This window comes from Clostridium sp. Marseille-P299, assembly GCF_900078195.1.
In the GTDB taxonomy this organism is placed as follows: domain Bacteria; phylum Bacillota; class Clostridia; order Lachnospirales; family Lachnospiraceae; genus Lachnoclostridium.
The window spans coordinates 846,078-862,475 of record NZ_FJVE01000007.1; the positions used below are offsets into that span (position 1 = coordinate 846,078).

At 31.7% G+C, this 16,398-nt stretch carries 10 protein-coding genes; 8 read left to right on the forward strand and 2 right to left on the reverse strand.

The features are described 5' to 3' along the window. Positions 1–214 precede the first annotated feature (214 nt). The 6 genes from BN4220_RS11885 (at position 215) to BN4220_RS11910 (ending at position 8,258) form a co-directional block, all read left to right on the forward strand. Positions 215–1,393, forward strand: a complete 1,179-nt coding sequence (locus BN4220_RS11885; RefSeq protein WP_066716390.1) for a M20 metallopeptidase family protein — start codon at positions 215–217, stop codon at positions 1,391–1,393. A 2-nt stretch (positions 1,394–1,395) separates the two neighbouring features. Then, positions 1,396–2,631: an MFS transporter gene (locus tag BN4220_RS11890; protein ID WP_066716393.1), complete on the forward strand. Its 1,236-nt coding sequence runs from the start codon at positions 1,396–1,398 to the stop codon at positions 2,629–2,631. A 231-nt stretch (positions 2,632–2,862) separates the two neighbouring features. Continuing rightward, positions 2,863–4,860, forward strand: a complete 1,998-nt coding sequence (locus BN4220_RS11895; RefSeq protein ID WP_066716396.1) for an FUSC family protein — start codon at positions 2,863–2,865, stop codon at positions 4,858–4,860. A gap of 177 nt (positions 4,861–5,037) precedes the next feature. Continuing rightward, complete coding sequence (locus BN4220_RS11900; RefSeq protein ID WP_066716398.1) at positions 5,038–6,051, forward strand: FUSC family protein; 1,014 nt, start codon at positions 5,038–5,040, stop codon at positions 6,049–6,051. A 147-nt stretch (positions 6,052–6,198) separates the two neighbouring features. Continuing rightward, positions 6,199–6,426 carry a (2Fe-2S)-binding protein gene (locus BN4220_RS11905; RefSeq protein WP_066716401.1) on the forward strand — a complete coding sequence of 76 codons (228 nt, stop codon included), beginning with the start codon at positions 6,199–6,201 and terminating at the stop codon, positions 6,424–6,426. A 536-nt stretch (positions 6,427–6,962) separates the two neighbouring features. Further along, positions 6,963–8,258 (forward strand): dicarboxylate/amino acid:cation symporter, encoded by a 1,296-nt coding sequence (locus BN4220_RS11910; protein ID WP_066716406.1) that lies wholly within the window; start codon positions 6,963–6,965, stop codon positions 8,256–8,258. Positions 8,259–8,584: 326 nt separating this feature from the next. Here BN4220_RS11910 and BN4220_RS11915 read toward each other — a convergent pair whose 3' ends face one another. Together BN4220_RS11915 and BN4220_RS11920 are read right to left on the reverse strand one after the other, a co-directional pair. Beyond that, positions 8,585–11,710, reverse strand: coding sequence for a PEP/pyruvate-binding domain-containing protein (locus BN4220_RS11915; RefSeq protein ID WP_066716412.1), 3,126 nt, complete (start codon positions 11,708–11,710; stop codon positions 8,585–8,587). Positions 11,711–11,963: 253 nt separating this feature from the next. Beyond that, positions 11,964–13,250, reverse strand: a complete 1,287-nt coding sequence (locus tag BN4220_RS11920; protein ID WP_066716414.1) for a Glu/Leu/Phe/Val family dehydrogenase — start codon at positions 13,248–13,250, stop codon at positions 11,964–11,966. 334 nt (positions 13,251–13,584) lie between these two features. On the opposite strand from BN4220_RS11920, the gene BN4220_RS11925 reads away from it, so the two are divergent. Together BN4220_RS11925 and BN4220_RS11930 are read left to right on the forward strand one after the other, a co-directional pair. Beyond that, positions 13,585–14,685, forward strand: a complete 1,101-nt coding sequence (locus BN4220_RS11925; protein WP_066716424.1) for an endonuclease/exonuclease/phosphatase family protein — start codon at positions 13,585–13,587, stop codon at positions 14,683–14,685. 179 nt (positions 14,686–14,864) lie between these two features. After that, positions 14,865–16,268, forward strand: a complete 1,404-nt coding sequence (locus BN4220_RS11930) for a VanZ family protein (RefSeq protein WP_066716428.1) — start codon at positions 14,865–14,867, stop codon at positions 16,266–16,268. Positions 16,269–16,398: the final 130 nt, after the last annotated feature.

The following is a 16,398-nucleotide window of genomic DNA, read 5'->3' on the forward strand; positions in this document are numbered from 1 at the left end:
ATAGTATTTTTACTGTTTCAACTTATTTTTTTACAATATTTAAGTGTAAAATTTATACTCTAAAAATATTGTGTTATTCATTTTTGGAATATTGATATGAAAAGTTTGAATTGAATATAGCCTGAAACGGAGTATAATTCAGAATCGATGAAGGAAGTAATTCCGGAAGACTTCCTCCAAATGGAATAATTAAATATAAAAGGAGTGGGTAAATATGAATCAAATATTAGAAATCGCAAAAGAATTAGAAAATGAATTAGTCGAAAACAGAAGACATATTCACTCTAATCCTGAAATAGGACTTGAATTAGAAAAAACAACAGAATATGTTGTTAGCAAATTAAAAGAGATGGGACTTGAACCTGAATATATTACGAAAACAGGTGTTATTGCCAAGATCGGTAAAGGCGATAAAACAATTCTTTTAAGAGCTGATATGGATGCTCTTCCAATGGATGAAAACGCAGATCTTTCTTTTAAATCTTGTAATCATAATGCACATTTATGTGGTCACGATATACACACTGCAAATTTATTAGGCGCAGCGAAAATTTTAAAAGAAAAAGAGTCTGAGCTTAAGGGAACAGTTATACTGATGTTCCAACCTGGTGAAGAAGTTGGACAGGGTGCTAAGTCAATGATTGAGGCGGGATTATTTAAAAATAATAAAGTCGATGCAGCATTGGCACTTCATGTAAATCCAGAAATGGAACCAGGAAAATTAGAATATAAAAAAGGAGTTGCTTCCGCATCTATGGATGCTTTCCTTGTTAAAGTACAAGGAAAAGGTGCTCATAGTTCAACACCTCAGCTAGGAATTGATCCACTAATGATTGTTAATACAATTTATACAATGCTAAATAGTTTAGTTGGTAAAGAAGCAGATCCATTCCAAACAGCAGTATTAACTATTGGTAAAATGGGTGGTGGTACAGCAGCTAATATTATACCAGATACAGCAGTATTAGAAGGTGGATTAAGATGTTTTGATAAAGAAACAAGAAATCATCTTTCTAAGAGAGTATACGAAATCATTGATGAAGTGACAAAAACCATGAGAGGAAGCTATACTGTACAGAAATTCTACACACCTTCTGTAATAAATGATGCGAAATTATGTGATGCATTGCATCCTTTTATTGAAGAAGTTGTTGGTGAGGGTAATGTAACGTTAAGTGAAAAGCCATTATCTGGAACAGAAGATTTTGCATATGTAAGTGAAGAAGTACCATCTATGTACTTATGGTTAGGTGCAGGTAAAAAGGATAACTATCCATTACACAATCCTAATGTTGTATTTGATGAAAGAGCTTTACCAATCGGAGCTGCAGTTCTTGCGAATTGTGCAATTCGTTGGTTAGAAGATAATGTTAATAATGGAGAGGAAGAATAAAAATGAATAAGAAGAAGCTTTTTTATGGATGGTGGATTGTAATCGCATCCTTTATGATTATGACATTTTTATATACACCAATTGTTAACTTAGTTTCGCTTTATACAAAGCCAGTTACTGAGGAACTTGGAATTGGAAGAACACAGTTTAGTACGTATTACACAATTATGGCATTAGTTTCCATGGTTGCTTGCCCAATCGCCGGAAAATTAATGAGAAAAATTGATATTCGACTTTATTTAACAGTATGCACAATTCTTGGTGCATTATCATATATCGGATTTTCATTTTCAACAAAATTAGTTCATTTTTATTTATTAGCAGTACCAATGGGAATATCCCTTGCAGGAGCAGCAATCATTCCTACTTCTGTTTTAATAACAAATTGGTTTGTTGAAAAACGTGGTCTTTGTTTAGGACTTGCATTAAGTGGTAGCGGTTTTGGTGGTATCATCTTAAGCCCATTAAACAACTGGATCATAACATCCTATGGTTGGAGAGCATCCTACCTTGTAACAGGAATTATGATTATAGTACTTATTGTACCTTTTACATTATTTTTAATTAGATTTAGCCCAGCTGATCTTGGTTTAAAAGCATATGGTGATACTAAAGTTGTTATTAACGGAAAGGCTGGAGAATTAAAAGGTATTACTCAAGGTCAAGCAGTTAAGTCAGTGTCATTTTGGTCACTTTGTCTTGCTATCGTTGTTTCTGGTGTAGTTGTAAATAGTATGATTGTTAACCTAAGCCCATACTTAACTGATATCGGTGCATCAGCGAATACAGCTGCTATGATTTTATCCTTAAGCTCAGCTATGGTTATACTTGGTAAATTGTTTGTAGGAAGATTTTTTGATAAATTAGGATTAAATTTAGTATTAGTCTTAATTTGTGTTTCCAATATCGCAAGCTTTGCATTTTTATTAAAAGGAAATTTAATTATTCCAGCTGTTTTATATGCAGTATTTACAGGATTCGGTGCAACAGCAGTAACCGTTACACCATCTTATATAACAGCATCCCTATATGGTGAAAAAGAATATGGAGCAAAATATGGTATCGTTTCTTTATTCTCATCTTTAGGTGCAGCAATTTGTCCATTAGTATCAGGAATGATTTACAATATCAATAACTCCTATACAACACTTTTATATGTGCTTATTGTATTAGCTTTTGTAGCATTATGTTTATTCTTATTTTCTGTTAAGACAAAACCAAAGTTTGATGCTGAATAATCAATTAATTGAAAAGCGGATCTTTTAAGGTCCGCTTTTTTCGACACTTTATTGGAAATAAAAGTATATTAAATCATTTCTTGTAAGGAAAGTTGATTTATTATATAACAGTGACTATGTCTACATAGTTTAGATGAGTGAAAAAGAAAAATAAATTTATACGCAAGTTTGTGCTAATGCAACACAATCTTGCTATGCGCTAAGAAACTGCGCAAGAAAGGGGATTAAAATGTGATAAAAACGAAAAAGAAATCTAGATTGAAAGATAGTACATACTTAAAAAGAGTACATTCAATTCTCAACTTCCTAAAGCAATTCTTTGAAATGAAAAAAATACCAAGCCCATGGCAAAAATCTATAGGTATCGCAGTTTGTACGGGTGTGCCTATGCTTCTTGGTATAATATTTGATCAGGCACAATGGAGTTCCATTGGTGGTTTGGGAAGTTTTGCGTATTTATATGTTACCAATGAAACCTATTACAGGCGAGCAAAGAAAATGCTCTGTGTGGTAATCGGATTTACACTGACCGTGTTTTTAGGAACTTTAATTGCGCCATATCCAGCTCTTGTAGTAATTATATTGGGCCTAATTGGTGCCCTTGCTACGTTTCTATATGGTGTATTAAGAATTCCAGGCCCAGCAGCAATATTTTTTGTATTAGTTTATTTAATGACAACTTCGATGCCTCTTGATCAGGGGGCTGCATTAGAGCGAGCTCTTATTGTGTTTTTTAGTGCATGCTTTTCATGGTTGGCTAGCATGGTTGTGGCTCCCTTTGACTCTCATGGCCCTGAAACTAAAATACTTAGAACTACTTATATGAGTTTGGCTGATTTTAGCTTTGCAATTGGAACAAAAAACGTTCATGCTGTAAGAAATCGTGTAGTGAATCAGATGATGGAATCAGAAGAAACTTTACTAACTGCTCATATACCATGGAAACAATCGTTATTGTATAATAAGCTGCTACTTTTATATGAACAGGCAAACCGTTTGTTTATTAAATTACTTGATTTATCCCGTGATAAAGAGCTTATTATTCCTGAAAATATCAGTCAAATTATTAAAATGATAGCGAAAGAAATTAAATTAAAAAGAACTAAAATCAAAAATATTGAATTTAATTCAAATATAGATATTGCTAAGTTGCTAAAGAATGTCTCCAAGGAAGACCAATTAAAATACAAGGATTTGATTGATGTTTTTTATGAGATTGAACATATTATGAATCTTCAATTAGAAGATGTTAAATTGGAATTAAAGAAATCAAAACGTTCTAAAAAAATAATGCTGAAAGAAGCATTTAAGAATGAGTCAATTGTATTAAATAAAGCGATTCGCTATGGAGTAATACTAGCAATAGCAAGTGCAGTATCTTATATGGTACCTTTTTATAAACCGTATTGGATTCCACTCTCTTGTGCATCTGTCATGTTAGGAGCTACAATTATAGGTACTATGAATCGTGCCATACAACGGTGTGTAGGAACTTTTATAGGACTTGGACTTGCAGCACTTGTATTAAGTTTAGAACCAAAGGGCTTCGAATTAATGATATTTGCTATGCTATTATCAGCAATTACGGAATTCGTAATTTTAAGAAATTATGCAATTGCAACGATTTTCATTACAACAAATGCCATACTTATTGCTGAGAGCAAAGCACCGTTTATCGATCCGGGAGTTTTTCTAAGTGCACGATTTATTAATGTTAGTATAGGTTCAGCAATAGGTTTAATAGGAACGTTTATTATGGGGCGCCATTCTGCTTCAAATCGTTTGAAAAATATGTTGCTTAAATTAATGAATAGCCAAGTCTTAGTGATTGAAGAATTGGTAAGTAATAAAAGAGATGCTAAGAAACTCGCAGTTATTGTTGAAAAGATGGAAATCAACCTTACAAATTTAAAGCTCACTTACTCAACAGCCTTAGGAGAGATAGGAAGTAATAGAGAGCGCGTTGAAGAGATGAGTTCATTTGTATATTCTCTTGAATATATAAGCTATCTCTTAGAGCAAATTTATTTATTGAAAGGATTTTTAAATAGTTCATCGAAAGAAGTTTCTGCGTTGGTGGATGTATATGGAACAATGATTTTGGCAATTGATGAGAAAAAGCAATATCAGCCTAAGGAATTGCCTATTATAAATGAGATACCAAAATTGTGTTATGAAGTTAACATCTTACAAGAAGTAATATGTAATAGAAGGATAAATGTAATGTAATACATGATAAGAAATCATGAGTAACGAATGATTAAATATAATTTCATATGAAATGTTGAAGGAATATAAAACTAAGTGAGCGTTGCCATTAATTATACCTTTCGTCAAGAAAATATATCTTGTAAATATGAGAAACCTATGATAATATTACCATTTGTTTAAGAAGGGGGAAGATATGTGAGAAAGAAAATTTTATCAAATACAATTTTGTTTGGCACAATTTTATTATTTGTAAAAGTTTTTGAAAGAATTTTTGGCTCCAATAATAACCTAGTTGCTGTAACAGTAATCATATCTATTTTAGTATTGATGCAAGAAGATTTAACGAAAGACTTCGCTAAAAACTTGACAAGATTGTTCTTAATAAATATCATTTTGGGAGTATTTTCATATTTAGCAATTCTTAACATTTGGACCGGATTTATAGTAAATTTCATTGCTTTATCAGGAATCGGCTATTTTCTAAGTGCAAATATGAATAAAGTTATAATAGTTCCTTTTGGACTACAATATTTATTTATGCTATATACACCGGTGACAGGAATTGATTACACAAAAAGATTATTGTGTCTGGGTGTTGGATCAGTATTGATTATGGCTGTTCAGTTTCTAATACATAGAAAAAACGATAGAGCTAAAGTAGAAAAAAGGGAACGAAATCAATACGATACATTTGAATATATTCAATTATTTGAAAAATATAAAATAAATAAGGTAAGAGCAGCATATGCCTTTAGAATTGGCTTATTAACTGCGATTGCTGCGTTTATAGTAAGTTATTTTGAATTGCAACAGGGAAGATGGATTGTTTATACGATATTTTCATTAATAGAGTTATATTCAGAGAATTGTAAGATAAGATCAAAACAAAGATTGCAAGGAACAATTATCGGTGCGATAATTATATTGATATTGTTTATGTTTATTAAGGATAATACCATCCGAGGATTGATTGTTTTAGTAGGAGGATACTTAGATAGCTATACTACAAATTATAGAGATAAAATGATTTGTGTAACAATGTCTGTAGTTGCAACAGTTTCATTGGTTAATGGTACTCTTATAACCGCTTTAGAGAGAGTTTTTTATGTATTACTTGGAATCATACTTGCTGTTATAGCAGATAAATTGATTTTTAATAAGAAATTAGCTGATTTTGAAGCCTCGCTTATTAATGAGGGTGAATTGTAATAGAATAAACGGAGTTGACATGGCTTAGCGAAAGTTTTATAGTAAGGTTAGAATATTTGATAACCATGTTGAAAATTATATATGAAGAATGTATATAATATATGGTTATCAATGGTTTAATTTTAATTTAAGGAGTAATTAACAGTTATGTCTGAAGAAAATCAAGATATTATAGATAAATACACAAAAATTTGTATATGTAAATCCATTAGTAAAAGTACGATGAAAAAGATTATTAGAGAAGGTGCGGATACCTTAGAAAAGGTTCAGAAGGCAACTTCAGCAGGAAGTGGAAGTTGTGGAGGAAGACGATGCACACCTAGAATATTGCAATTGTTAGAGGAATATAAACAAGAGCAAGAAAATAATATGTAAATTTTAAAGACCCGGTATATTGAAGTACATTTGTAACTGATTTCCCATTATGATTAAGCATTTATAACAGTTTTTTGGGAAGCCAGTCAAGAGCAGATGTATTGAGATATATCGGGTCTTTTTTATTTAAGTTAATTGGTATGCACTGGTATATAGTTGTCTCTGTTGTAGATAGAATAGGAGACTATTAGCTCATACAAGAGAAGGTTTTTAATCCAGTTTTTATGTGCACTAAATAAATTATTTCATAAAAATTACCTAATTTTAAATTTAGTAATTGACAAAACAAGCCTTTATAATATAAAATAAGTCTAATTCATACTAAACCAATATGAATACAATATAAAAGGGGGATCCATATGAAAACTTTGACAGAAATTACGAAAAAAATCTTAAGAGAGGCTAGTACAAATTGTTGCTCCTGTTGTAGATTCTAATTTTAACAAAAAAGATAATTAAGATTCTTTGTAATGGATGGAATCAGACTATTTTAATAATTTATATGTTAAAAGCAACAGAATTTAAGGAGGATAAATATGAGCACCGATTTTATAGCAATAGGAGCATTAGCAGCAGCACTTCTGTTAATCGGCATTTTAGTTTTTTTAAGTAAAAGAAAGGTGGATTTCGGTCTAAGAACGATTATAGCTCTTGTATTCGGATTGGTATTAGGAATCATCTTTGAAGGTCACACAAATTTTATTAAACCAATTGGTACAGTGTATGCAAATCTAATTTCGGCTTTTGTAGTGCCACTTTTATTATTTAGTGTTATTTCTAGTGTAACAAATTTAGAGAATATAAATAAATTGAAAACCATAGGTCTAAAAAGCGCAGGCTTATTAGTCTTTACAACATTTATTGCATCAACAATTACGATAGTAATATCATTGCTATTAAAAGTTGGTAAAGGTACTAGTATTACTCTACCAAGCGATTATGTAGCGAAGGAAGTTCCTGAAATTTCACAGGTAGTTATTGATTTATTTCCAAAAAACTTTTTTAGTCAGGCTTCTTCGAATGCAATTGTACCAGTTATTATATTTTCACTATTTATTGGTATTGCGGTAGTATCTCTTTCTACGAAAGATCCGCAAGGTGTTAAACCTTTTAAAGATTTTATAGATTCGGCTTCGAAAATAATTAACACAGTTATTTCCTATATTATAGAATTTACACCATACGCGGTATTAGCTTTGGTTGCAAATGCGGTATCTAATAATGGCCCAGATAAACTAGTACCACTTTTATTTGTATTGATTGTAGCTTATTTATTGTGCTTCATTCAAACTTTTGGTGTAAATAGTATATTAATAGGTGCACTGGCTAAATTAAATCCGATAAAGTTTTTTAAACATATTTGGCCAGCACAGGTAATTGCTTTTACGACTCAAAGTAGTATTGGTACGATTCCAGCAACTGATAAGTGCTTGAGAAAAGCAGGGGTATCGGAAAGTATTTCTTCCTTTGTTGTACCTTTGGGAGCGAATGTTGGTATGCCTGGTTGTGCAGGTATCTGGCCTACATTATTAGCAGTTTTTGCAATTAACGGATTAAACATTGAATATTCCATTGGGCAGTATTTCTTTTTAATATTAATTACTACATTAGTTAGTATTGGAACGGTTGGAGTTCCAGGAACATCTACGATTACTGCAACTGCAGTATTTGCTGCAGCAGGATTACCAATTGAGATTATAGTAATACTAGCACCAATTAGTTCAATTGTAGATATGGCACGTACTGCAACGAATGTAAGTGCAGCAGCGGCAAGTGCATTAATTATTGCGAAGAATGAAAATGAGTTAGATATTGAAAAATATAACGCTTAGTATTGATTTTATTTAAGAAATAAAAATATAATAGAAATAAATATATAATACAAAACAAATATATAAGAAAAATAAAAATATAATACAAAATCGAAATATAATAGAAATGATAGAATAGTTTATAGTACTAAAAAGGAGTTAGATAAATAGCCAAGGTCATTTAATTAGTAAATGACCTTGGACAAATAGCTAACTCCCTTTTTTATTAAAATAAAAGTATTATACCTTGAAACGCTAGCAATCAGGCTATATACCTAACAATTGTAAGCTTTTTTTTTGTCATGATTTAATTTCACAATATTCTTAGAAAAATACTTAAATTATAACTACGGACAAAGTCTCAGTGGATATGCAGGATCATAAATGGAATTAATCTTAATTGCATATGAAGTTCTGTCTTTAATGTCCTGATCGGTAATATAATGAATGTCTAGCAAACCATTGGTTTTATAACCAGTTTTAATGTAATTAATCTCAGATAAAGCCAAGCTCCAACCATCAAGCCACTGATTCAACTTTTCCTTTTCTTCACTTGTTCCATCAAAGTGAATTAATAAATCAATATCACTGTTTAAACTAGCGGTGCAGTTATTAGTGCTACCAAATAAGTAGATCCCTTTTACAGAATAAGCTTTCATATCTAGTTGCTTTGCTATTTGTTCAGCCATATAATGACGCCATTTCCATCCATCTTCATCGGAATCACTGATTTCAGGAATTGTATGATAATCAGAATTTGATACAGCATTTATGGAAGAGGGATGTTCTAGATAAGCAATCGCCTTTTGTAGATCACCATTCATTAATATAACAAGTTCTTTATCAAAATACGTTTCATCTATATTTATTATTTTTACAACATCGCTGAGGTAAGAATATTTCGGTAAAATACTAGATAAGGCATTTTTTGAACTTCTAAAAAAAGCTTTATTAAATATGGAATCACTATCTTCTGGATACAGCGGTAGGTATTTAATATTTTCTTCCACAAGATCTTGGAAGAAGTGGGTACCAAAGGAAAGTTCGGGCTCATATTTTGATTGCTTACTGGCAACTTCAATTAGCATGGCAGTATTATTAATGTCAGAATAAGCAACTGGAACTCCAAGTTTAATATCACCTCTACTTCCCCAACGGCCAGGACCCATTAAAATGAAGCTACGACGAGGTAACAATTGGTTTAACTCATGGATTATATTTCGAATGTTTATATAATCCTCGTGATTTTCTAATTTTGAATATTCATATGGGTCAACGTAAACTACAGTCTTTATACCTGTAACTTTTCCATTTGAAATATATTTGTTAGCGGTAAAAATGGTACTTTGGAAGGAAATATTAGTAGGAATAGCAACGATAGCATTATCGTAGTTCTGACTTTGGGGTCTACATTGAAGTAAATAAAAATTCTTACCATCACTAGCAAATTCAATATCAACAGGATAACCAAGCTCCGTTTGTAGTAAAGTGAGAATGGATTTTACTTGCTTAACGAAAGTAGTATTTTTTATAAGTTTATCGAAGGTAATTAAAATATTGTCATTCTTATAATCTGTTGTGAGAGGATTTGAGTCTATAAGGATATCATTTTTTAATACGGATGCGACTAGGCTTAGATATGGAATTTGATCACCATATTCTTTAATAAGCTCATGAATTGGTAGTGTAACAAATTGATTATTTTTCAAATCAATTAAATCCATATACTGAGGTGAGTACTTTAATAAATCCTGGGGTGTATTATTCACGCGAAGATTTGCCATACCAGGGGAGAGTAGAAGCGGATAGTCTTCTCCTATACGATCGACAGCCCTTGTTCCTAAGCCCATAACCATTCGCAATAAACCATCTTCTCTCTTAATACGTGGGGACCAACGAAGTTCATTATTACTAAATGCAACACCAGCAAAGAGTGGAAAGTAGTATGTTCCTACCTTATAGCCTACAACTTCTTGAATCATGATTCCCATTGCCTCATTGCAATCAAGTAGATTATTTTTAATTCGATATTGTATGGAATCCGCATTAAAAATCGAGGCATAGACTTCTAAAATACCTTCAACTAACATTTTCAAACGTTCCGTTCTGGTACCACTATTTGTTATAAAAAGACTTTTGTATTTTCCAGAAAATGAGGTGTCAAGCTGATCTTCAAGGAGACTAGAAGAGCGAATAATTAAAGGGAAATCTTCACAAGTATCAAGTATTTTATGAAGTTCGTTTAAAATATAAGGTGACATTCGAGAATGTTTCATCATCTGGATCACTCTTGGATAACTGGTGCGGATTTCTATCATGTCTAAGTATTTGTGTTCATTTAATTCATCATATCCGTTATCCTCTAGTAGGAATCCAAACTCATCTGAGGAGATGTACCAAGTTTTTGGAATCATAATATTTTCAAATTCTTTATATTCATTTTTATGAGCTTCAATAATCTGGTTTGCTAGAAAGAATCCAGAACCTTTTCCACCAATCCTCCCAATACTTCTTGGGGAACAGATAAAATTATCAAGAAGTTTAAGAAAAGCTTCTACATGAACATGTTTATGGATTCTAGCAATAACATTTGGGTTACTTGTGATAAAACGCCTTGTTAATTCTACTTTTAACCACCGTTTCGTTGCTTCGCTTGACATTTCATTATTATTTACTGCTTTTAAATAAGAAGACAGTGCCCCTGAGATTTTTTTAACATCAGAATCTCTTTTATCAACTATTTTTATTAATTCATAGGTTTTGCCTTGATAAACCCATAAACTAATGTAGTCATAAATTTGAGAATCCTCAAGAATTTTCATTGAACTCTCAAATAAAATTTTACTAAAGCGTATGATATCAACTTCAGGAAGTGCATCTAGCGGAAAATTAATCTCACTTTGTAGATTATATTTTTCCCAATTCATTTCCTTGAAAATAGTATCAACGATATTTGGATTAATTGAAGCCAAGAGAGCAAGCATTTTCTCGCAGACATATAGTAGGATATCAAGATCTGTTTTTTGCAATAAAGCAAGAATTGCTTCCCAGCGATTTCTATAATTGTAAATTAGAGAGGAGTCTTTTTTTTCAATAGTTTCAGAAATTCTTCTAGCAATAGTATTTAAAAGCCTGATTTCATGTTCTAAGAAAATAACATCATCCTCTTTAAAGGTGTGCATTGGGTACATTACTTTAATGTATCCTCGCTTTTTATTGTTTACGATAATAGCAGTATCTAAATTATTTCCATCTAAGATTATTGAGTCTTGATTGAAAATTAGATCATCAAATTGAATCACTGCCTTGCAGCTATCTGTGTTTCGAAAGCCCATGGGTATGATGGACGTGATTTTTTCTAGACTTTCGTGTAGAGAATCTTTGGTTAATGACTCTTCAATTAAGTATAGGCATTCTAATTCTTTCGCCCTTTCTACCAAATCATCCTTAGATATTTTATTATATTGGTTCATGCTGCTTACCCACCTTTTCATGATATAAAAGAATGATAAAAAAGTAACAATGAAGTCCTAAAAAAAATCTCAAGAATTTTGAGCCTTATAGAGATAAAACATGCAACAAAATGCATGTTTTATCTCACATGTTTATATCGTTACGTCAGAAGTTTTTGCCACTTAGTAGGTACAAATTGAAACTGTGCCTCAAAAGGATCTGGGCTCGTTTGTTGTAAATAAAGAAGAATGTTGCTTTGCACAATCTTTTTTATTATATCCAGCCACGAAGTTTTACAGCTTCGGCAACGCGATTGATTGCTATAACATATGCAGCATCACGCATATATAGATTCTTTTCTTGTGAAAGCTTATGTACAGCTTGGAAAGCACTGGTCATTTTTTGATCTAGTTTTTCTAAAACTTCTTCTTTTGGCCAGAAATAATTCATATTGCATTGAACTTGTTCAAAGTAGCTACATGTAACGCCACCAGCATTGCAAAGGAAATCAGGAATAAGATAAATATTTTTCGCTTTTATAATTTCATCACTATCTGGTGTGGTTGGACCATTGGCACCTTCACAGATTACTTTTACTTGATCACTAATCTTAGCAATTGTTGAAGGTGTTATCTGATTTTCTAACGCACATGGTAGTAAAATATCAACATCCTGTGCAATCCATTCTTCTCCGTCTAACAATTCTAAGCCTAAGTTAAGAGCTTTTTGTTTATTAATAGAACCAAAGGAGTTCTTTATGGATACCATTTGCTCTACATTAATGCCATTAAGGTTGCGGTATGTATATGACTTTTGGTCTTCGTTATCCCAACAAGAAATTGCAATGATTTTACCACCAAGCTTTGTATAAAGGCGGGCAGCATACTCAGCAACATTACCAAAGCCTTGAATACTAGCAGTTGTAGTAGCAATATCAATATTTTGTGTTTTAAGTGCTTCTCTTAAGGTGTAAATAACGCCATAACCAGTAGCTTCCGTACGGCCTAAAGAACCACCCATTCCAACAGGCTTTCCAGTAATCGTTCCAGGATAATGACCACCATTGATTACCTCATATTCATCCATCATCCATAACATGTGCTGGCCATTGGTCATAACATCAGGAGCTGGAACGTCACAAACTGGGCCCATAACCTTTGACAATTGTCTAACATACCCACGACATAGTCTTTCTTGTTCTGCCATTGACATATTATGAGGATCACAGATAATTCCACCTTTAGCTCCACCTAAAGGAATATCAACAACCGCACATTTCCAAGTCATCCATAAAGATAACGCACGAATTGTATCAATAGTTTCTTGTGGATGGAAGCGGATACCTCCCTTTGCTGGACCTCTAGCATCGTTATGTTGGATTCGATAACCGTTAAATATCTTTGTTGTACCATCATCCATTTTTACTGGAATAGTAACATGAAATTCTCGACTTGGCTGTCTAAGTAATTCTCTAGTTGCTTGATCGAGATCTATTAGGCTGGCCACATTATCAAACTGTGTTTGAGCAGAAACATAAGGATTGTAAGTTTTATTTTCCATTTTTATACCTCGCTTAGTTATAGTTTTAGTTTCGCGACTGTCGCGTAGTAAAGTGTTGAAATATTGGTTTCATTATACTATATATTGGAATATTGTCAATGAATTAACAAAATATTTTAGGAAAACATAAAACAAATTAATAAAATAGAATTAGTTTTATACATTTACGACTTTCAATTAAAATTGCTATATTGATATAGAAATAGAGTGCTAACTTTGATAAAATTAAATTACTGCATTACTCAAATATAGGTTAAATATAAATACGCAATGAAAACTTAAACTTAAGTTTAGCAAAAAGTATATTTAACGAAAAATAAGAAAGGATTAAAAAATGAGAATGAAAAGAGTGGGAAAAATTTTAGGGATTGTGGCAGCCCTTTTTCTTATAATTATATTAATTTATGTAGCCTATGTTTTTCTAACCTATAAAAGAATTGAGGACAATCAATCGCTTTCTATTCATACAAATGGTGAGATAAAAGATGAGGCATTAGCATTGGATACAGAATATTCCATTGTAACCTATAATATAGGGTTTGGCGCATACTCCTCAGATTACAGTTTTTTTATGGATGGAGGAAAATATTCTAGAGCTTACAATAAGCAAGCAGTTTTAGATAATATGAATGGCAGTATAGATGTTTTAAAAAAGCAAGACGCAGATTTTATGTTTTTACAAGAGGTAGATATTAAATCAACAAGAAGTTATGGGGTAAATGAGAGTACTATGATATTTGATGCATTCCATAATTCTTCGTCAGTGCTTGCCATTAATTATGATTCCGCATACTTAATGTATCCATTTTTAAAGCCACATGGGAAGTCAAAGTCTAGTATTGTTACGATTTCAAAATTACCGATGGTTGATTCTATTAGACGTAGTCTACCAATTGATACATCTGTGTATAAGCTAATAGATTTGGATCGTTGCTATACGAAAACAAGAATATTAGTAGAAGATGGTAAGTATCTATGTCTTTATAATGTCCATCTATCCGCATACACAAAGGATGAAAGTATTGTAAAGAATCAGATTAAGATGTTAAGTGAGGATATGAAAAAAGATTACGAAGAAGGGAATTATGTAATCTGTGGTGGAGACTTTAATCAAGATTTGCTAGGAAATTCACCAGCTATTTTTGGTACACCAGAAATTGAAGAAAACTGGGCAAAAGCTTTTCCTACGGAATTTTTACCAGAAGGATTTCAGGTAGTATATGATTATTTAAGTGATGAGCAAAGAAGTGAATTAATACCATCTTGCCGAAATGCAGATCATCCATATAATGAAGAAACTACCTTTGTGACTATGGTAGACGGCTTTATTATTTCTGATAATGTGAAATTAAATCAGGTACAAACGGTGGATAACGGTTTCTTGTATTCAGACCATAATCCGGTGAAGATGAAGTTTGAGTTAATGAAAAAGTAAGAAAATAGATGCCAACCATATATTTAATATGGTTGGTTTTCGTTTACAATATTATAGTAAATGGTTTAACATTATGATAAAATATAGTAAAAACTGGAACAAGATTATAGATTCTAATAACTTAGGCAATAATCTGCATAAAGATAAGTAATTATTTATTGAAGAAAACGGAGGAAAAAATGAGAATTCACGAAGTGATGTATTATTTTAAGACATACCTGGTATTAGGAGTCATTGGCTTATTGGTATTAGGTTTTGTAGGTATTTTTGGTTATTTTATTGTATATAAAAAAATACTTGGAGGTAAAAAGAGTATTTCAAAGAAACAGGTTTTAATAGGAAGTCTATTGACGATATACATGATTATGGTGTTTGGTGTTACTTTTTTAAGTAGAGGTTCAAATTTTAAAGGAAGTATGAATCTTGATTTTCTTAGTTCTTATAAGGAAGCATGGTATTCCTTTAGTTTTAGGGATTGGCAACTTATTATACTGAATATATTTATGTTTGTGCCTTTTGGCTTTTTATTACCTTTACTTAATAAAAGGTTTCAAAAAGTACACTACACTTTGATTGCTACATTATTATTTACTGTTTTTATTGAATTGTTTCAATATGTAACTGGAAAGGGTATCTTTGAAATCGATGATATTTTTAACAATACATTAGGTGGTATTGTAGGGTATGGTATCATTATGGTTTTCATCACTGGGGTTGGAACAAGTAGAAAAAAAGGGCTTAAGATAGCTGGATATCTAACACCTTTTGTTCTTACGGTATGTGGTTTTATAGGCATGTTTGTCTATTATGAAAACAAAGAATTTGGTAATTTAGCAGTAAATTATATTAATAAAATGAATTTAAAAAACACAAATGTAATTTTAAATACGACTCTTAATGAAACTGAATCCATTGCTTCTGTATACAAAGCCCCTACTTATACCAAGGATGAGGCGAAAGAGTATGTAAAAGATATATTCAAACGTATGGAGATTGATGCACCAGAGCTAGAAATTGATGCTTATAGCGAGAATGCTTTATATTGGAGAAGAGGTGAGCCAACCTATAGTATATGGTTTTATAATATAGGCGGGACTTATAATTTTACTGATTTTTCTAGTTTTGATGATGGGGTAGAGCCTAAAGAGATCGATGAAGCAACCTTGTTAGAAATTTTAAATGGATATGGAATTAAGGTTCCTTTTGAAGCTGAATTTATAAAAGAGAAGAGCGGTTATTATTCTTTTAGTGTTGATAAATATATAGATGGTGATAATCTAATTGATGGGGAAATTGACTGCACTTATTATAGTGATAATACAATCAAACAAATAAGAAATAATTTAGTAACCTATGAAAAGACCAAGGATGTAACTATAAAAAGTGAAAGAGAAGCTTATGAAGAGTTACAAGATGGAAAGTTTCGTTATTATTCTGGTGATAATATAGGTGAGATTATAATCGATGGCGTAACTCTTGATTATGTAATGGATACTAAAGGTTTCTATCAACCAGTATATTCATTTTCATCAAAAATAGATGGAAATGAGATTCTTATAACGATTCCAGCAATTGATTCATAGTTTTAGTACAAAGCATATAAACAAGACACGCCTGGGAGTGGGTGTGTCTTATTTTAGAATATGAAATGAATTAGGATTTTATATAATACAGATTTGTAGTATAATAAAAGTAAAGTAATAAAAGTAAAAT